Genomic DNA, 19237 nt, shown 5'->3' with positions numbered 1-19237 from the left:
ATTAAAAGATATAACTTTGTAGCCTGAAATCAAGATATGAAATCGTATTATGGAAGCTCGAAAGCTTAAAATCAGAGATTTGACGATGCGCGACGGACAGCAGTCGCTGTTCGCCACCCGTATGAGCCAGCAGACTATCGACCGGCTGTTGCCTCTTTATGAGAATGCAGGTTTCTATATCATGGAAGTGTGGGGCGGTGCCGTTCCCGACTCTGTGATGCGTTATCTCGGCGAATCGCCCTGGGATCGCCTGCGCAAGGCGAGCGAGGCCATGAAGGGAAAATCGCTTCTGTCGGCTCTGTCGCGCGGACGCAACCTGTTCGGTTATGTGCCCTATCCCGACAGCGTGCTCGAGGGATTCTACAAGGAGGCTATAGCCAATGGCTTGAACGTGATGCGTATATTCGACGCTCTCAACGATATTGACAACGTAAGGGAGTCGATCAAGATGATCAACCGTCTTGGAGGCATAGCCGACGGCGCGGTGTGTTACACTGTCGATCCCAAAAGCGAGCCCGCCAAGGGAGGTTTCGGAAGCCGTATGAGGCGCTTGTTCGGCGGCCAGTCGGAGCCTGAAAAAATATTTACTGACGAGTATTTCGTGGAAAAAGCTCTCGAAATGGAGGCTCTCGGTGCCAAAATCATAACCCTCAAGGATATGGCCGGCCTGGTCAATCCGCTGCGCGCCGCGTCGATCATCTCGAAGCTTAAGAGCCGTCTGAAAGTGCCTGTGGATTTCCACACCCACTGCACTCCGGGCTATGGCCTGGCATCGTCGGTGATGGCCATGATCCACGGCGTGGACATTCTCGACACCAACATCTGGTGGTTTGGCGGCGGCTCGGCCGCTCCGGCCATAGAGCTGATCTACGTGTTTGCCCAGCGCCTCGGCATAGAGGTGGAGGCCGACATGGAGGCGGTAGGCAAGATCCGCAACGAGCTTCTCGGCGCCCGTCGTGAGCTGGCTCCGTTCGATCTTGTCAAGGAGTTCCCTGTCGAATTCGATCCGCTGAACGATACACTCCCTGCTGAAATATCGCAACTTTTTGACGATGCTATCGCTGCCGGACGCGCCGGCGACGAGGAAGCGATGCTTGAGGCTTGTCATGCCATAGAGAACTATTTCCGCTTCCCCAAACCCAACCTGCTCGTGAAGAACGCCGAGGTGCCGGGCGGCATGTACTCCAACATGGTGGCACAGCTCAAGGCTCTGCAGTCGGAGGATGTGCTCGACGACGCTATGGCTCTCATCCCGAAGGTGCGCCGCGACGCCGGTCTGGTGCCTCTGGTGACTCCCACAAGCCAGATCGTGGGCAGTCAGGCAGTATTCCTGGCGCTCGACCGCAAGAAGGGCAATGCCGACTACACAAACAAGTCCAATCAGTTCATGTCGCTCATCAAGGGCGAATACGGACACACGCCTGTGGCCGTCGATCCGGAGTTCCGCCGTCAGATCACCGGCGACGCCGAAGAGCATCCCTATGACGTAAGCTCCTACAAGGCTCCCGAAAATCCGGAGGTGGCCGAGCTCGGAGGCATGAAGCTCGCGCAGAACGATGAGGAGTATCTGCTGCTTGAACTGCTTCCTAATGTCGCCACTACTTTCCTGCGCAACAAGCGCCAGGCCGAATATGACGCTCAGCAGGCCGCTGTCCGGCAGGCCGCAGCCGCCAAGGAGGCAGAAAAGGAGGAGAAGATAGAGCCTATCACCGGTGAGGTGGTCAGCGGACCGATGCCCGGAACTGTCCTGGAAGTGTCGGTAAAGCCCGGAGATACCGTCAAGAAAGGTCAGAAACTGCTCGTTTATGAGTCGATGAAGATGGAAAATGACGTCGAGGCCGAGCACGACGCCACGGTAAAACGTGTGTTTGTGAAGCCCGGCGACCGATTCGCTGCCGACGCCCCGATGATAGAGTATCAGGACTGATCCACTGGATCAGAACGGTATAGAACCGCAAAAGGCATCTTCCGCATAACGGCTTCACGCCGGATGTGCGGAAGATGCTTCTTTTTGTTGACAAAGTGTTGACAATAGTGTGACTTTATTGGAAATGATGCGGCGGATGGTTAAGTTTGTAATAAAAACAGACGGTATGCACGTCCCGGATATGTCATAGTCTTGAACTGTGGCTCTCGCTGAGAAGCGCCGATGTCTGTATGGCGGTTTAGCTTAAAACAGTGTATGAAACGGATTATCATCATATTATGCTCGATATTGGCCATTGTTGTTCTGACTTATGGACTATTGACGGCTTTGTCATCGCAGAACGACCTCAGGGTGGAGCTCACCCAGGGAGAGATCGGTGTGTTGCCTTTGGTCGATCAGAAAGTTATGGTGGAGATTGTGCCCGGCCTGCGGTTCAAGTTTGATACCGGCAGCGACATATCCACAATCACCGAAGCTGATCTGGAACGACTCCGGGAAATGGGGATGAGCGTCGAGAAGAAATTCTATCCGGTGATGGGGCGCGACGGTGACGGCAAGACGAGGATCTGTTTTGACCGTTATACGGTGAGCATTCCGCTGTATGACTATCACTTTGTAGCCGACAGCGTGAGCGGCGCTGTAAGGGCTGTCGCACACAAAGCCACACGTAACGTAGTGGAGGGTGTGGATTTCGCTCCGTCGCAGACCGGCTATTCGGTGCTCGGCATCGACTTCATACAGAAATTCAAGGTGGCCTACGACTATATGAACGGAGTCTTGAGACTGTACAATGATATTCCGGATGGGTATGAACCGTTCAACCGGCTTTATTATTCACGTTCTCTGGCCGACGCTCTGTGGCTTGGGCGGCGATATTATATGGACATGCGTGTCAATGGAGAGATGATGAACTTCTTTTGTGACACCGGTATCCGTGTGGCTATGGTGAAAATGTCGCCGGAAAGTCTGCCGAAATCATCAGCTGGATTTCCGGTTGATACGATTGTCACCATGGTGGAGAGCTATCCTGCTCTGAAAAATGATTCGGAGTGGATGGAGATCGGTTCGAGAGGTGGCAACGTGATAGTGTATTATTACGACAACGACGAGGAGAGGTTTGCTTTCAATCCGTTGAATCTGTTCGAGCAGGACTGTATGATAGATTTTGCCGGCGGGGAGGTGTATTTACGTCGTTATTTCGATGTCCCAAGACAGACTCCTCCTTTGGTTTCGTCTGTAGAGATTGTAGACTGAGACGGGTCAGAGCTGGTGAAGTATCTGTGTGAGATTGTGCTCGAGATCGGCCGACGACAGACGCGTGGTCAGACGTCCTTTGTGGGCGATGGATATGCCGCCGGTCTCTTCGCTGACCACGATGGCTATGGCGTCTGTCGCCTGTGATATGCCGAGTGCCGAGCGGTGACGCAGTCCAAGTGCGCGCGGCACGTTTCGGTCATGCGACACCGGCAGGATGCATCCGGCCGATTTCAGTCGGTCGTCGGCTACGATAAGTGCGCCGTCGTGGAGAGGTGAGTTCTTGAAAAAGATGTTTTCTATGAGACGTGAGTTGGGCAGGGCGTCAATGATGTCGCCCGACCGCTCGTAATTCTCAAGCGGGACATTCTGCTGTATGACTATCAGCGCCCCGGTCTTTGACTTGGCCATATTCATGCACGCATACACGATGGGGATTATAAGACGTCGTCCGCGCTCGTCGGCATCCTCTGCGGGATTGCGGTGGTGGAACAGGTTGCGCAGAAACCGCCAGCGCTTATGGTCGCCAAGCTCAACAAGAAATCGTTTGATCTGATCCTGAAACAGTATGACTATGATGAGCAGGCCTATCGACATGAACTTGTCGAGTATCGTGCCGATGAGCTTCATCTCGAGAATCTGTGAGGCTACCACCCACACCACGATGAATGCAAGCAGACCGTAGAATATGTTGATTGTGCCCGACTCCCGCATTATACGGTAGATGTAGAACAAGAGCAGTGCGGCAAGCGCTATGTCGAGGGCGTCGCGTAGGGTGAAGGGATCCATGGCGGAGAGGCTGCGAATTAGTTGTCTGGTAGTGAGCGATGTCGTGTGTGGCCGTTAGTCCGGGCATCGGGTGATGCGTGGATGTCAGCACCGACATAAACTGTGCAAAGTTACGAATTTTTCAGCAACTCAAGCAATTTTACAGTCTGTGATGCCTCGCGGGGGTCGTGGACGCGGATGATCGACGCTCCGAGCATAAGCGCCATGGTGTCGGCGGCCACGGTGGACGGCAGCGCGTCTTCGGTAGCTATGCCGAGTGCTTTTGTGAGCATGGACTTGCGCGAAAGGCCGATGAGCAGAGGCCGCCTGAGCGCCTGCGCGATGATCGGGAGCTGACGGAGAACCCTGTAGTTCTGTTCCATGGTTTTGGCGAATCCAAGACCCGGATCGGCTATGACGTCGGCTATGCCGAGCTGTGAGCAGCGTTCGATGACGTTCGACAGACGTGCGATGATATCCCCGGTCGGATCGTCGTCGGGATATTGTGTCATGGACTGCATAGTGGCGGGTGTGCCGCGCATGTGCATGGCTATGTACGGCACTCCGAGCCGTGCTACGATGGGGAGCATTTCCGGATCGTCGCCGCCGGTTATGTCGTTGACGATGTCGGCTCCCCCCTCTTCCACGGCTATGCGGGCCACTTCGGCGCGGAAAGTGTCGACCGACAGAGGTATGTCGGGGGCTACGCTTCTTACGGCTCTGCATGCGGCAAGCAGTCTGTCGGTCTCTTCCTGCGGGCTTACTTCGTCGGCTCCCGGGCGCGAGGAGTAGGCGCCGAGATCAATGACGTCGGCGCCGTCGGCAATCAGGCGTTCGGCGCGTCGGGCTATTGCGTCGGCTCCGTCGGCTCTCGAGGCCGCATAGAATGAGTCGGGAGTGGCGTTGAGTATGGCCATGACCAGCGGACGGTCGGCTGTTATGAGGCGTCGTGGCAGACGCATTGAGAACGGGGTGAAGCTGTATGGTGTCATGTGTAATGTCAGATTATGCCTGTAGAGCGTAAAAACACAAGTATTATGCCTGTGGGAGCGATATACCGCAGAAGTATGGTGAGCGCGGTCAGAGTGATGCGGCGGGCGGGCGACAGTTGCTCGCGGAGAATGTGGCGCGGCATCACCCATCCGGTGAATATGGATATGATCAGTCCGCCTGCGGGGAGCAGTATGTTGGACGATAGATAGTCGAACGCGTCGAAGATATTGAGCGAGAATATCCTGAAGCCGTCGAGCGGGCCGAAACTGAGGGCGCATAGTGTGCCGAACACGAGCGCCACGGTGGCGTTGGTCATTGTGGCCGTCCGTCGGCTCATGCCGCGCTCTTCGATGAAAAACGCTATGGCTGTTTCCGACATGGATATGGTGGATGTGAGCGACGCCAGTATCAGAAGGAAGAAAAACAGAGCTGACCAGAGCGGACCGAGAGGGAGCGAATGGAATATCGACGGGAGCACTTCGAATATCAGCGTGGGTCCGGCTGCAGGTGAAACGCCGAAGGTGAATACGGCCGGGAATATGATGATTCCCGACAGGATTGCCACAAGGGTGTCGAGAGAGGCAGTGGTGACAGCGCTGCGCAGCAGGGGAGTGCGTGATGAGAAATAAGATCCGTAGGTGGCCATGCAGCCGAGGCCGAGCGAGAGGGTGAAGAATGCCTGTCCCATGGCGCCGAGCGCTACCGAGGGGGTGATCTGCGAGAAGTCGGGGCTGAATAAAAACCGAAGGCCTTCGGAAGCGCCTGAAAAGGTGAGTGATCTTATGCAGAAGACGATCAGCAGTACGAAAAGGGTGGGCATGAGCAGATTGGAGATACGTTCTATCCCTTTGTTGACACCCCTTGCCACTATGACGAAATTCAAGGCCAGAAAGAGTATTGTCCATAGGACCGGACGCACGCCGTCGGAGGCCAGAGCGAGAAAGCGGCTGTGGTATTGCCCGCTGTCAAGTCCCGATAGCGAACCGGTGATCGACTCGATGAAGTATTCGAGTGTCCATCCGGCCACTACGGAGTAGAAGCTGATGATGGTCATCGAGGCCACGATGCCGATATATCCGGCTAAATACCATGGTCGGCCGGGGGCAAGAGCGCGGTAGGCGCCGAAGATGTTGGATCGTGTGGATCGGCCCATGATAAACTCGGCTGTAAGCACAGGCACTCCGATTATGAATATGAAAGCTATGTATAGCAGCATGAACGCGCCGCCGCCATGGGTGCCGGCTTCGTATGGAAACCGCCATATGTTGCCAAGACCTACGGCGGAGCCTACCGTGGCGGCTATCACGGCAAAGCGTGTGGCAAACTGGCCGCGACTGGCGGCTATGCTGTTGTCGGTGTCGGTGTGTGGTGTCATTGTCAGTTTTCGTGGGTGTTTTCAGCTGGTATGGTGTTGTGATCGAGCACCGATTCGTCGCGGTGGCTCCGTTCGCGGCCGGCTGGTGTCAGTCGGGGAGCGTTTTTTCTGGTGCGTTTTTTGCGATGCTGCCGGGTGACGGCTGAGTCGCCGTCGGCTGTAGTCTCTGCGATATTGTCAGTTGTAGGTGGGAGTGTGGCGGTTGTCGCGTGGGGAAGTGGCTGAGGGTCACCGCCGGAGCATCCGCGGGCTATGGCCACCGCACATATAGCGGCTGTCAGCAGTCCGGTCAGCAGCAGCAGGCCACGGCGTTCGGCGGAGGTGAATTTCTCGTAGGCCATTGGTTTGTCAGATGATGCTTGAGAGGAGTATGAAGAGTATCAATATCGGTGCTACGTAGCGCAGTATGGCCGTGATGATGCCCGGCATGTGCGAGGTGATCTGTCCGAAGTTGGTCAGCTGGTCGCGCAACAGACGGCGCGGAGCGAACCATCCCATGTAGACGCACAGGAGCAGAGCGCCGGCCGGCAGCATGATGTTTGTGGCGAAGAAGTCGAGAAAGTCAAAAATGTTGCGGCCGGCTATCGTGATTTCCGACAGCGGACCCTGCGACAGCGAGCATAGCGAGCTGAATAGAAACAAAGGCATGAGTGTCAGCAGGCACGCCTTGATGCGCGACAGCCTGAAACGGTCGGCCAGAAACGCGATCGTCACTTCGGCAATGGATATGGTGGATGTGAGCGCTGCGACAGTCAGCAGCAGGAAGAATGCCGACGACCATATCGCGGTGGCCGGCATGTGGGCGAACACCTCGGGCAGTGTGATGAATACCAGTGTGGCTCCCTGAAGGCTTTCGTTCTGCAGTCCGAACGATGTTACCGACGGGAAGATTATCAGTCCCATCAGTATCGCTACAAGCAGATCGAGCAGACTGACCGTTACGGCTGTTCGACACAGACGTGTGTCGCGCGGGAAGTAGGATGAATATGTGATGAGTATGCCCATGCCGAGCGACAGCGAGAAAAATGCCTGTCCGAGAGCGCTGAGCACCACTCCTGTGGTGATCTTCGAGAAGTCGGGGCGCAGGAAGAACGTCAGTCCGGCCTTGAGCCCCGGAAGTGTCATGGCTACTCCGACGAGTATCAACAGCAGCAGAAACAGTAGCGGCATCAGTATGTTGGATATCCGCTCTATGCCTTTCTGCACTCCCAGTGCCAGCACTACAAGGTTGAGCATGATCATTAGATAGGTGTTGACAAGCGGATTCCATCCGTCGGCAATGAACTCTTTCATGCGCGATGCGAAGTGGGCCGTGGAGTCGGCGGCGGCAGTCAGCCCGTCGTAAAGATGGCCGCTTATCGACTGGATCAGATATTCGAGTGTCCATCCGGCCACGACCATATAGAACATCAGTATCATATAGCTGGCCATGATGCCGAGGGCGCCGATGATCCACCACCGGCGGTTGGCACCGATATTCTTGAAGACTCCTACGGCATCACTGCCTCCGGCTCGGCCAAGTGCGAATTCGGCTGTCATGACCGGCACTCCGAGCAGAAACACGCAGGCTATATAGATGATAAGGAACGCGGCTCCGCCGTTGGCCTGCGTTTCGGCCGGGAAGCGCCAAACGTTGCCGAGTCCTACGGCCGACCCCACCGTAGCCGCGACAAGGCCTATCTTTGATGCGAATTTGGGTTTGTCTGACATTGAAAAACTGACGATGTGTAAATATTCGGCAAAGATAATGAAAAAACTGTAAGTACTCAGCCATCTGCTGTAATTAGGACGCGTTTATACCCGTCTTTCCCGGCATGATTTCAGTCGATCGGGCGAGCTGTGTGACAAATTTCGGAGTGATGTCAACGAAATTGAGACAGAGTTGTTGTAACTTTGCATTCATGAAACTGCTCGTAAAGATATTTGACGCGATGATGCGTGTCCCGCCGGTCGTGTTGTCGGCTGTGGCCATAGGAGGCATGCTTTGGCTGACTCTTGCGCCGGATCCGCTGCCCGACGAAACGCCAGGTCTTTTCGAGGGTGCCGACAAGGTGGCTCATTTCCTGATGTTCGGTGTGATATCCGCTCTTCTGGCTCTTGACATATACAGACTGAAAGGCTCACGACAGGCATGGCTCGCCGGAGCTGTTGTTTCGGGTGCGCTTGGCGGTATTGTAGAGATACTGCAGTATGCCATGGGTGCCGGCCGTTCTGGCGACTGGGCCGACTGGGTGGCGGATATGTCCGGAGCCGTTGCCGGCGTCATAGTGATGAAGTATGTGGCCGGCCGCCGTAATGACACATTAAAACAAGAAAGCTGATGACTGATATAGTTAGATACACGCTGATGCTTCTGGGTGCCGCTGCTGTGGCGGCTTTCTCCGGATGCAGCTCCAAGGTGAGCAGCCGTCCGGTGGTGACGGTGAGCATCGATCCGCAGAAGTGGCTGCTCGACAGTATTGTGGGCGACAAGGTGGAAGTGAGATCATTGCTTCCCGGCGATGCCAATCCTGAAAACTTCGATCCGCCTCTGGCGGCGTTGAAATCGGCCTCCGGCGGCATATTGTATATGAAGATGGGTCATCTTCCGTGGGAGGATGCGCTCGCACTGCGCCTGAAGGATGGCAACGGCCGTCTGCGTGTGGTCGACACCTCGGAGGGGATAGATCTGATAGCCGACAGCGGTCACTCTCATCTGCATGATGACGGAGATGATCATCATGATCACGCGGGAACTGACCCGCATACGTGGACCTCCGTGCGCAATGCGCGTGTGATAGCTTCGAATATGCTCGACGCTATGGTGGAGGCCGATCCGGTCAATGCCGACGAATACCGTCGCCGTCATGCCGAGCTCGACCGCGGTCTGGCGAGGATGGACAGCGCCATGTCGGCTCGGCTCGCTCCGCTGCGAGGGCAAGGCTTTATGGTGTGGCACCCTTCGCTGAGTTATTTCGCGCGCGATTACGGCCTGACGCAGATAGCGCTCGGCGGCGGGGGCAAGGAAATATCTCTACCCGGACTGATGGATCGGCTGCGTTCGGTGTCCGCATCACCAGGCCGGCTCGTGATGTTCGTTCAGCCGCAGATGGACGAATCGGGGCGCTCCGACGCCATAGTGCAGGCTACTGGGGCACGCAAGGCCATGTTCAATCCCATGGCTGCTGACTGGGACAAGACTATGATGCAACTCGTCGACAATCTGACAGAATGGACAAACAGCAACGACCTGTATTGATAAGCATGCGTGGCGTGGGACTCCGCCACGGGCTCCGTCGGGTGCTGTCGGGAGTTGATCTCGACATACACCGTGGTGACTTCATGGCGATAACCGGCCCCAACGGCGGCGGCAAGACGAGTCTGCTGCGCATCATACTCCGGCTTCTCAGGCCGAGCGAGGGCGAGGTGGCGTATTTCGCTGCCGACGGATCGCGTGCCGATCGTCTGGATGTGGGCTATCTGCCGCAGAAAAACACCATCGACTCGCATTTTCCTCTCACGGTGTCGGAGGTGGTGGCCTCTGGACTTCTCGGATGCAGGGGCATGAGTCGCAAGGATGTGGAGGAGCGTACGAATGCCATCCTCCGCACAATAGGCATGGAGCGGCATGCCTCGCAGCCGATCGGACGCCTGTCGGGCGGACAGGTGCAGCGATCGCTTCTCGGCCGGGCGCTAATATCGGAAGCACCGCTGCTTATACTCGATGAGCCGCTGAGCTACGTCGACAAGCATTTCGAGCAGCGTATCTACGAAATCCTGCGCGAGAAGGCCGGTAACACTACGATAGTGCTCGTGAGCCATGAGATGACGGCTATCGCGGCAATGGCCACGCGTCATATTATTGTCGACGGGACGGTCCATGTGTGTCATTCCGACAACCATCGTGTGGTGTGTGACTGCGGCTGAATTCCAGGTTGACGCGTATTCCGCCCGCTTTGCCCGAAAAAAAAGTTGTCGGGCTATAATTTTGATTTTCAGCAGCGTTTCGATTTTGTGAGAAAAATGTATGCAAAAAAATAGTCAGAAAATTTTGGTGGTTCGGAAATAATGCCTACCTTTGCATCGCAATCGGGAAAACGGTTGCACCGACTTGCGAAAATAGCTCAGTTGGTAGAGCACGACCTTGCCAAGGTCGGGGTCGCGGGTTCGAGTCCCGTTTTTCGCTCAAAGAGAACATAAACATACTTCATCAGCCGGCAGTCAGCAGGCATCCAACTCGCGAAAATAGCTCAGTTGGTAGAGCACGACCTTGCCAAGGTCGGGGTCGCGGGTTCGAGTCCCGTTTTTCGCTCCAATGCAAAAATCAACCCATGGAGTTTGCTGACAATCCAAGCAGATGAATTTAAGTCCGGATGGCGGAATTGGTAGACGCGCTACTTTGAGGGGGTAGTGATCATTGGATCGTGTGAGTTCGAGTCTCATTTCGGACACTTCAGAAAATCTCAGATGTTTGAATTTCAAACATCTGGGATTTTCTGTTTTTATCCCCCTCAACCGTACTCTCTCAAATCCCATCCCCGTGGACTATGAAATCCTAGGCATCATGAACATCATGTATGTGTCAGTGACAGAGCGCACGCGTGAGATAGGTCTGCGCATGTCTATCGGCGCCCGAGGTGTCGACATCCTGTCGCAGTTTCTCATAGAGGCAGTGATCACAAGCGTCAGCGGTGGCATGATCGGCATTCTCGTGGGGCTGATAGCGTCATGGCTGGTCAATTTCATAGCCCACTGGCTGGTCTATGTGCAGCTCTATTCGGTAGTGCTGTCGTTTGCGGTCTGCACTGTCACCGGAGTTTTTTTTCGGCTGGTATCCGGCCAAGAAAGCCGCAGGACTCGATCCTATCGAAGCGATCCGTTACGAATGATGAGAGTCTGGTTCGCACGCATTCTCTTCCTGTCACCATGGCATAAGCATATATTCCCATCCTGTTTATTTGCATCTATGGATAGTCGCAGTGGCGCCCCGCGTGAGCGGGACTCCACCGCGCTTTATATTACTGCGTCGCTGTGCTGACTGTCGCCTTACTGCGTCGTGTCGCTGTTTGTAGGGGGGGGAGATCTCTATCGTTGGCTGATTGTATGGTTGTATTAGTTTGTATTGGATGGCTCTGTGGGTCGTTCCGCCAGTCGTCATGTCGGCTGTTCCGTCGGTTAGTTGGTCGATCGGTCAGTTGATTGGTTGGTCGGTTGGATGGGCTGCTGTCTGGGCTGCTGTCTGTCGGTGAGTTGGGCTGCAGTCCGCAATCTGATCCTGGAGTGCCTGAATCCGCATTCGCGGTAGCTTTTTTTCGGGTCAGCGTGTATGTGTACGGATGTATAAAAGCGTTGAAAATAAGTTTCAGATCGCTTATTTTCAACGCTTTATACTTGGAGCGGCAAACGGGGTTCGAACCCGCGACCCTCAGCTTGGGAAGCTGATGCTCTACCGACTGAGCTACTGCCGCATTGAAGGTTGCCGGCGCGGCAAAAGGCGCCGGCAACCTGTTGTGTCAATTTCTATAAACGCTCTCGCTGTCGATTAGTTCAGCACACCGGAGAGGTTGAACTTCGAGAATTCGAGATCCTGTGCGGCGCGCTGTGCCATCGACGGATCAAGCTTGATGGCCTGGCGGAGGCTGGCGGTGAGCGCCTGGCTGTTGTTGGTGCGTGCACCCACTACTGCCATCAGATAATATGTGGTTGCGTCGGGAGTGGCGATAGCTGCCAGAGTCGACTTGGCCTTGCTGTAGTCTTTGGCAAGGATCTGCGCCAGAGCGGCGTTGTTGGTCTTGCTGTTGCCGAATGCCTTCACGGCTGCTGCTGCGTCGCCCTTCTTGAGGTAGTACACTCCGAGAGCGTCACCAAGCTCGTTGAGGCCGGCGGCATTGCCGAAGTAACGGTTGGCTGCGTCGTAGTTGGAGTTGAGCAGGTCGATCAGACCGAGGTTCATCTGCACTTCAGGAGCGTTGGGCGCAAGCTTCTGTGCCTGTGCGAAGCAGGCCTTGGCTGCTGCGTAGTCGCCCATTTCGTATTTCACCATGCCGAGGTTGTTGAAGCCGCGGAAGTCGTTGGGATAAAGACGTGTTGCGGCTGTGTAGATAGCCTCCTTGCGTGCGGGCTTCTCTGTGAGCGTGGCTGCATAGAGGAGTTCGTCGACGGTCAGCTTGGAGGGGTCTGTGTCGAAGAGATGGTTGATCTCGGCGTCGCTCTTGCCGATGACGTCGACCGATGCCGTGATGCGCGAGTAGCGGAGCTGCGGCAGGATCTCGTCGGCCAGAGCCTCAAACACGTTGGCGAGGTTGCGGATCTCGCGTTCGCGCTGCTCGGGATCTTTATACATCGAGAGCACGCTGAGGATGAGCTGCTTGTCCTGGATGTCGCTGGCGGCAACAAGCTTCTGGAAGCCTTCCCAGTCCTCGGGAGTGAACTGTGCGGTGAGTTCGCCGAACTCTGTGATCATGTCCTTCTTGAGCTGCTTTTCAAGATATGTGGCGGTGTTGTCTTCGCGACGCTCGGCCAGCTGGGTGTTGAATTCGAGCGAGCCGTCGGGCGATGCATACGAGGAGATGTTGAGCTCCTTGATCACGCGCGATGTGTCGGCGTGGGCAGCTTTCAGATCATTGTTGAAAGCTTCCATCTGTGCGGTCTTGAGTTCGCCCGGACGGATGTTGGCCTGGTTGATGAGGAAGCGGATGTCGGCGCTGTACTTCTCGTTGATGATGCGCTGGAACTTGTCGGGAGCGATGGCCGGATCGACTGTGCCTGCGTTGGCGAAGGCGGCTGTTGCGATAACGCCGTCGGCTACCTTGACGCGCGGAAGCACATACTGCTTCTTGCCCTGCTCAACGTTGAATTCCAGATAGAGCTCGCTCTTGATCATCTCGGGAGTGTAGGCGAAGTTGGCGGGAATCACAACGCTGCCGCCGAGGTCGTAGCTTACGACGGGATCGTTGCCGCGCACTTTCTCACCCTGATATTTGACGGGGGTGCCCGATGTCTGGTAGTTGCCGTAGACAAGCACCGGAGTTACGGTGACGGTGGCGTTCTTCACGAAGAACTTTGCAGGCACGTTGCCTGTGACGGTGGCGGGCACCTGTGTGCCGACTACTTCAAGCGGGTTGGGGTTGCAGTTGAAGTAATCAGCCGAAAACTGGTTCATCTTCTTGCTGCAGCCGCTCACTACGATCATGGCAGCTGTCGCAACAGTCAGACCTAAAGCTTTTTTCATAACTGATGTTTTGGATATTTTTGTTTTTGTAGTTGCGTTGAAACGTGCCGTAGGCTTGGATGCCTGCGGTATTCGGGTGCAAATATAGTGAATTATAATGGGCTTTGTCAAGCTAATGAGCCATTTTTTTTCTTTTTTTCTGTAATAATGCTGATTTTCGTGCGAATTAATCATTACTTTTGCACTCAAATAAAAATACTGAAGTTTATTCGAAAATGAGAAAATGGCGTATTGACGACAGCTCGGAGCTGTACAATATCAATGGATGGGGTCTGAAATATTTCTCCATCAACGAAAAAGGTCACGTGGCTGTGACTCCGCGCGAAGGTTATGCATCGGTCGACCTCAAGGAGGTGATGGATGAGCTTCAGGTGCGCGATGTCACGGCGCCCGTACTGCTCCGTTTTCCCGACATACTCGACAACCGTATCGAAAAGATCTCGAAGTGCTTCCGGCAGGCGGCCGAGGAATATGGTTACAGCGCCAAGAATTTCATCATCTATCCGATCAAGGTCAATCAGATGCGTCCGGTGGTGGAGGAGATCGTCAGCCATGGCAAAAAATTCAACATCGGACTTGAGGCCGGATCGAAGCCGGAGCTTCACGCCGTGCTGGCCACCAATATCGACGACAACGCTCTGATAATATGCAACGGATATAAGGACGTGGAGTTTATCGAGCTTGCTTTGCTCGCCCAGAAGATGGGTCGTCATATCTTTATCGTCGTTGAGAAGATCCACGAGCTGGTGCTGATAGCATCAGTGGCCAAGCGACTGAAAATACAGCCCAATGTTGGCATCCGCATCAAGCTCTCCTCTACCGGATCAGGCAAGTGGGAGGAGTCGGGCGGCGACCAGTCGAAGTTCGGACTCAACTCGAGCGAACTGCTTGAGGCGCTCGACATTCTGGAGAAAAACAAGATGACCGACTGTCTCAAGCTGATACATTTCCACATAGGCAGTCAGGTCACCAAGATACGCCGCATCAAAAACGCTCTGCGCGAGGCCACACAGTTCTACGCGCAGCTCTCGCGTCTGGGCTACAACATAGATTTTGTCGACATAGGCGGAGGCCTTGGAGTGGACTATGACGGCACCCGCAGTTCGGCCTCGGAAAGTTCCATGAACTATTCCATTCAGGAATATGCCAACGATGCCGTGTCGGCGCTTGTGGAGGTGTGCAAGAAAAACGGACTTAATCAGCCTAACATCATCACGGAGAGCGGACGTTCGCTCGCGGCGCATCATTCGGTGCTCGTGTTCGAAGTGCTCGAGACCACATCGCTCCCCTCGTGGAAGGAGAGCCAGGAGATCGGTCCGGACGATCATGAGCTTGCCCGCGAACTTTACGATATATGGGATCGCCTCGACCATCCGCGTCTGTTCGAGAGCTGGCATGATGCCTTGCAGATACGCGAGGAGGCGCTCGACCTCTTCAGCCTCGGCATGCTCGACCTGCGCACACGCGCTCAGATCGAGAAACTCTTCTGGTCCATAGCCCGCGAGGTGGGCGAATTGGCTTCAACGCTCAAGCATGCTCCCGAAGAGCTGCGCAAGATAGCGCGCATGCTTCCCGACAAATATTTCTGCAATTTCTCGCTGTTCCAGTCGCTGCCCGACCTTTGGGCCATCGACCAGCTTTTCCCGATCATGCCCATACAGAGGCTCGACGAGAAGCCCTCGCGCAACTGCACCATACAGGATATCACCTGCGATTCCGACGGCAAGATAGCCAACTTCATCAGTCCCCACGGCACCGTAAGCTCGCTCCCCGTGCATCCCGTGAAGGATGGCGAGCACTATTATATAGGAGTGTTCCTGGCGGGAGCATATCAGGAGATACTTGGCGACCTCCACAATCTCTTCGGCGACACCAACGCGGTGCACATAAGCGTTCACCGCGACCGTTATGAGATCGACCGTGTGATCGACGGTGAAACCGTGGCCGATGTGCTCGACTATGTGGCCTACAATCCCAAAAAACTGGTGCGCAATGTCGAAACGTGGGTGTCTATGTCGATGCGGGCCGGCAAGATCACGCCCGAGGAGGGTCGCGAATTCCTAAGCAATTACCGTTCGGGCCTTTATGGATACACCTATCTCGACAAGGAATGATCCGGCGTCAGCGCGCTGTTTCCTGACGCTCTCCTATCGCGGCGCGCCATTCCATGGATGGCAGGTGCAGCCGGGAGCGGTCAGTGTGCAGCAGGTCATAGAGGAGTCTCTGTCGAAGCTGACCGGACACAGGGTGGCTGTTGTCGGAGCCGGACGCACCGATGCCGGAGTCAATGCCCGCATGATGGTGGCGCACGCCGATCTGCCCGAAAGCGCTCCTGCCGCCGACGCTTTGTTGCGTGGGCTCAACGCTCTGTGCGGTCCCGATATCGCGATACATTCGCTGACGCCTGTGCATCCCGACGCCCATGCCCGCTTCGACGCCACGTCGCGCACATATCGTTATTATGCCCTCGAACGCAAGAATCCATTTTTCCACTGGCTCGCATGGCAGTGCGGGCCGCGTCTTGACTTCGAGGCCATGAACGCGGCGGCCGCCATGCTGACCGAGGTCAGCGATTTCGCTTCGTTCGCCAAACTTCATTCTGATGCCCGCACTACGATATGCCGTGTGAGTCACGCCCGCTGGACACCGGTCGAAGGCATCCCCGGCGGATGGGCTTTCGAGATCACGGCCGACCGGTTTCTGCGCAATATGGTGCGCGCTGTGGTCGGAACGCTTGTGGAAGTGGGGCGCGGCAAACTATCGCTCGACGGATTTGCCCGCGTGGTCGAGGCCCGCGACCGATGTGCCGCCGGCACCTCCATGCCTCCGCAAGCGCTCTATCTATGGGACGTGACCTATCCTTATTTCGACGCATACACAGCAAAATACACAAGCCAATGAAACATTATCACCTTATCTCATTATCATTATCGCTTCTGCTTGCATATACCGCGGCCACGGCTGCCGCTGAAGAACCGTTGCCCGACCGTGTGAGCTGCACCAGCATAATGGTAGGCCGCAAGGCCTCTGCCGACGGATCGGTAATAACATCCCACACTTGCGACGGCAACTACCGCACATGGATGGATATAGTGCCTGCTGCCCGTTATGAGCGCGATACGACGGTGACGGTGGTCAGCGGACGGATGCACACCGATCATTCGACAGGAGCGCGCGGAATACGCGTGCTCGACACCATACCGCAGCCGGCCCACACCTATGCTTTCCTCAACACTGCATATCCGTGCCTTAATGAGCGTCAGCTCGCTATGGGCGAAACCACCATTTCCGGACGCCGCGAGCTTGAAAACCCGCGGGGACTCTTCCGCATAGAGGAGCTGCAGAGACTGGCATTGCAGCGCTGTGTCACCGCGCGCGAGGCCATCAGTCTGATGGGACAGCTCGTCAAGCGTTATGGCTATGGTGATTCGGGCGAATGTCTGACCATAGCCGATCCGCGCGAGGTGTGGCAGTTCGAGATCTTCGGCGAGGGACCCGATTCTATCGGAGGCGTATGGGCGGCCGTGCGCATCCCCGACGATCATGTCGGAGTGTCGGCCAACATTCCCCGTATCTCCGCCATCAATCCTGCCGATACGGCCAACTGCATGGCCTCGGACAATGTCTACGATGTGGCCCGGCGTATGGGATTCTGGGACGGCAAAGAGCCGTTCCGTTTCTGGAAAGCCTATGCCGGAGGCAACTATTTCGGAGAGCCTAAATCGTTCAGCGTGCGCGAATATTTTATTCTCGACCGTCTGGCACCTTCACTCCGCCTCGACTACGATGCCGAGGAACTCCCGATAAGCGTAAAGCCCGACAGCCTTGTGTCGCCGCAGCTTGTCATGGAACTGCTGGCTTCAACCTACGAGGGGACTCCGTTTGATATGACACGCAATCTCAAGGTCGCACGCAAGAATCGTGCGACCGGAGAAACTGATACCGTCGTAAGCCCTGTGGCCAACCCGTGGATGGGACGCGACATGATGCAGCTGTTCAATGCCGTGAAGGATTCGACGGTGGTCAACGTGCGCAATGTGTCGGTGCCGCAGTGTGCGTATTCCACCGTCATACAGTGCCGCGGATGGCTTCCCGATGCAGTTGGCGGCGTGGCCTGGGTGGCATTCGACAATCCGGGGCAGAGTCCGCGCATACCGGTGTTTGCCGGAACATCCGACCTTCCTGATGCGTTCAAGGTCGACGGACAGCTACGCTACGACGAGAACGCTGCCGTATGGCCGTTCCGCCGCGCCAATAAGCTCGCTACTGTGAGGTGGGGCGACACTCGCGGCGAGATGAACGATGCACGCCGTCACTTCACCGACAAAGGCCTTGCCGAAATGCCTTACGTCGAAAGCCGCTACGCTCAGATTCTTGAGGCGGAGGGAGCTGACGCCGCATCGCGGTTCCTCACCGGCTATACGGCCGACTTCGCCGGGGCTGCAATGCAGCGGTGGACCGAACTTGGACTACGCTTCTGGAGCCGTTTCGCCCGTGGATTCTGATTTGGAAATAACACAAAACGTTGAAGATAATGAAACACGCCGTTTCTTTCATTTCGCTGCTGCTGGCCATGTCGGTGTCGGCGCAGACCTACGACTTCACTGTCACCGATTCGGTGGCTGTCACTCCCGTGAAAAATCAGGCTTCGAGCGGCACATGCTGGTGCTTCGCCACTGCTTCTTTCCTCGAATCGGAGCTTCTGCGCAAGGGTAAGGGCGAGCATGATCTGTCGGAAATGTTCATCGTCCGTCAGAAACTCATCAATCAGCTGAACGATAATTATCTGCGTCGTGGACGCGGCAATATCGGACAGGGATCGCTCAGCCACACATTCCTCAATGCCTACAATCAGGTAGGCATAGTGCCCGAAGAGGTGTATTCAGGTATCAACTATGATTCGCCGCGCCACAACCACGGCGAGATGATGGCCATGCTTGAGGCTGTGGCCGGAGTGGCGCTTAAGGCCAAAAAGCGTTCGCCGCAATACGATGCGATGGTCAAGAGCGTGCTCGATACATATCTCGGACCGTTGCCCGAAACATTCACCTACCGTGGCAAGACATATACGCCAAAGTCGTTCGCCGAGTCGCTGGGCATTAACACCTCCGATTATGTCGAGCTTACATCGTTCACGCATCATCCCTACTATGAGGCCTTCGAGCTGGAGGTGCCCGACAACTGGGAGCACGCCCGGCAGTACAATCTGCCTCTCGACGAACTGATGGATGTCATCGACGGTGCTCTGCGCAGCGGTTACTCGGTGTGCTGGGACGGCGATGTGAGCGAACGCGGATTCCGGTTTGCCAATGGAGTCGCCATAAACCCTGATGTCAGGGATCTGTCGCGTTATTCCGCCGCCGATTCGGCTGTGTTCGCGCCGCTGACGGAGGCTCAGCGTCTTGACTCGGTGATGACTTTCAGCCGTCCCTATCTCGAGATTGTTGTCACCCCCGAAGTGCGTCAGGAGGGTTTCGAGTCATTTGTCACTACCGATGACCATCTGATGCATCTGACCGGTCTGGCCAAGGATCAGAACGGCACGAAATACTATGTCACCAAAAACTCCTGGGGTACCGACCGCAACGGATTCGGAGGATATCTCAACATGTCGGAGTCGTTTGTACGTGCCAAGACTATATACGTGATGCTTCATAAGGACGCTCTTCCTGTGGCATTGCGTAAGCGTCTGGGCATACGGTAAGATACG

At 55.7% G+C, this 19237-nt stretch carries 15 protein-coding genes, 4 tRNA genes and 1 pseudogene; 13 read left to right on the top strand and 7 right to left on the bottom strand.

What is annotated here, in order from left to right:
- The first annotated feature begins 49 nt into the window (after nucleotides 1-49).
- Together NF347_RS07890 and NF347_RS07885 are read left to right on the top strand one after the other, a co-directional pair.
- Complete coding sequence (locus NF347_RS07890) at nucleotides 50-1927, top strand: biotin/lipoyl-containing protein (RefSeq protein ID WP_107036076.1); 1878 nt, start codon at nucleotides 50-52, stop codon at nucleotides 1925-1927.
- A gap of 255 nt (nucleotides 1928-2182) precedes the next feature.
- Nucleotides 2183-3181, top strand: a complete 999-nt coding sequence (locus tag NF347_RS07885) for a pepsin/retropepsin-like aspartic protease family protein (protein ID WP_123549350.1) — start codon at nucleotides 2183-2185, stop codon at nucleotides 3179-3181.
- Between the two features lie 6 nt (nucleotides 3182-3187).
- Here the strand turns inward: NF347_RS07885 and cdaA are convergent, their stop codons facing one another.
- The 5 genes from cdaA to NF347_RS07860 all read right to left on the bottom strand — a co-directional run bounded on the left by cdaA (nucleotide 3188) and on the right by NF347_RS07860 (nucleotide 8027).
- Complete coding sequence (gene cdaA / locus NF347_RS07880; protein WP_107036074.1) at nucleotides 3188-3970, bottom strand: diadenylate cyclase CdaA; 783 nt, start codon at nucleotides 3968-3970, stop codon at nucleotides 3188-3190.
- 110 nt (nucleotides 3971-4080) lie between these two features.
- Complete coding sequence (folP, locus tag NF347_RS07875; protein WP_107036073.1) at nucleotides 4081-4941, bottom strand: dihydropteroate synthase; 861 nt, start codon at nucleotides 4939-4941, stop codon at nucleotides 4081-4083.
- 8 nt (nucleotides 4942-4949) lie between these two features.
- Nucleotides 4950-6317: a sodium-dependent transporter gene (locus NF347_RS07870; RefSeq protein ID WP_107036072.1), complete on the bottom strand. Its 1368-nt coding sequence runs from the start codon at nucleotides 6315-6317 to the stop codon at nucleotides 4950-4952.
- 2 nt (nucleotides 6318-6319) lie between these two features.
- Complete coding sequence (locus NF347_RS07865; RefSeq protein ID WP_107036071.1) at nucleotides 6320-6658, bottom strand: hypothetical protein; 339 nt, start codon at nucleotides 6656-6658, stop codon at nucleotides 6320-6322.
- 7 nt (nucleotides 6659-6665) lie between these two features.
- Entirely contained in the window at nucleotides 6666-8027 is a 1362-nt protein-coding gene (locus tag NF347_RS07860) for a sodium-dependent transporter (RefSeq protein ID WP_107036070.1), read from the bottom strand.
- A 191-nt stretch (nucleotides 8028-8218) separates the two neighbouring features.
- Here NF347_RS07860 and NF347_RS07855 point away from each other — a divergent pair, with 191 nt between their 5' ends.
- From NF347_RS07855 to NF347_RS07825, 7 genes and pseudogenes are all read left to right on the top strand, one after another.
- Nucleotides 8219-8638, top strand: coding sequence for a VanZ family protein (locus NF347_RS07855; protein WP_161553762.1), 420 nt, complete (start codon nucleotides 8219-8221; stop codon nucleotides 8636-8638).
- Nucleotides 8638-9555 carry a metal ABC transporter solute-binding protein, Zn/Mn family gene (locus tag NF347_RS07850; protein ID WP_107036068.1) on the top strand — a complete coding sequence of 306 codons (918 nt, stop codon included), beginning with the start codon at nucleotides 8638-8640 and terminating at the stop codon, nucleotides 9553-9555. The genes NF347_RS07855 and NF347_RS07850 overlap by 1 nt, the downstream gene beginning before the upstream one ends.
- Nucleotides 9528-10223: a metal ABC transporter ATP-binding protein gene (locus tag NF347_RS07845; RefSeq protein WP_107036067.1), complete on the top strand. Its 696-nt coding sequence runs from the start codon at nucleotides 9528-9530 to the stop codon at nucleotides 10221-10223. The genes NF347_RS07850 and NF347_RS07845 overlap by 28 nt, the downstream gene beginning before the upstream one ends.
- A gap of 186 nt (nucleotides 10224-10409) precedes the next feature.
- Nucleotides 10410-10482, top strand: a tRNA-Gly gene (locus NF347_RS07840).
- A gap of 53 nt (nucleotides 10483-10535) precedes the next feature.
- Nucleotides 10536-10611 (top strand) — tRNA-Gly (locus NF347_RS07835).
- Between the two features lie 52 nt (nucleotides 10612-10663).
- A tRNA-Leu gene (locus NF347_RS07830) sits at nucleotides 10664-10747 on the top strand.
- 104 nt (nucleotides 10748-10851) lie between these two features.
- Nucleotides 10852-11185, top strand: a pseudogene (locus NF347_RS07825) (ABC transporter permease); the annotation flags it as partial.
- A 503-nt stretch (nucleotides 11186-11688) separates the two neighbouring features.
- Here the strand turns inward: NF347_RS07825 and NF347_RS07820 are convergent.
- Together NF347_RS07820 and NF347_RS07815 are read right to left on the bottom strand one after the other, a co-directional pair.
- Nucleotides 11689-11764 (bottom strand) — tRNA-Gly (locus NF347_RS07820).
- A gap of 74 nt (nucleotides 11765-11838) precedes the next feature.
- A complete protein-coding gene (locus NF347_RS07815) occupies nucleotides 11839-13527 on the bottom strand; it encodes a tetratricopeptide repeat protein (RefSeq protein WP_107036066.1) in 1689 nt (562 codons plus the stop codon).
- Nucleotides 13528-13742: 215 nt separating this feature from the next.
- Here NF347_RS07815 and speA point away from each other — a divergent pair, with 215 nt between their 5' ends.
- The 4 genes from speA to NF347_RS07795 are packed head-to-tail and all read left to right on the top strand — an operon-like array spanning nucleotide 13743 to nucleotide 19231.
- On the top strand, nucleotides 13743-15641 hold the full coding sequence (gene speA, locus NF347_RS07810) for a biosynthetic arginine decarboxylase (RefSeq protein WP_107036065.1): 1899 nt from the start codon (nucleotides 13743-13745) through the stop codon (nucleotides 15639-15641).
- Nucleotides 15613-16428 (top strand): tRNA pseudouridine(38-40) synthase TruA, encoded by an 816-nt coding sequence (gene truA, locus NF347_RS07805; RefSeq protein ID WP_107036064.1) that lies wholly within the window; start codon nucleotides 15613-15615, stop codon nucleotides 16426-16428. Before speA ends, truA begins: the two co-directional genes overlap by 29 nt.
- Nucleotides 16425-18032, top strand: coding sequence for a dipeptidase (locus NF347_RS07800; protein ID WP_237613017.1), 1608 nt, complete (start codon nucleotides 16425-16427; stop codon nucleotides 18030-18032). Before truA ends, NF347_RS07800 begins: the two co-directional genes overlap by 4 nt.
- Before the next feature lie 29 nt (nucleotides 18033-18061).
- On the top strand, nucleotides 18062-19231 hold the full coding sequence (locus tag NF347_RS07795) for a C1 family peptidase (RefSeq protein ID WP_107036063.1): 1170 nt from the start codon (nucleotides 18062-18064) through the stop codon (nucleotides 19229-19231).
- Nucleotides 19232-19237: the final 6 nt, after the last annotated feature.

Source organism: Paramuribaculum intestinale (genome assembly GCF_030759015.1).
Classification (GTDB): Bacteria; Bacteroidota; Bacteroidia; order Bacteroidales; family Muribaculaceae; genus Paramuribaculum; species Paramuribaculum intestinale.
Note: the sequence above shows the minus strand (reverse complement) of the source record. Positions and strands in the feature narration are given on the sequence as shown.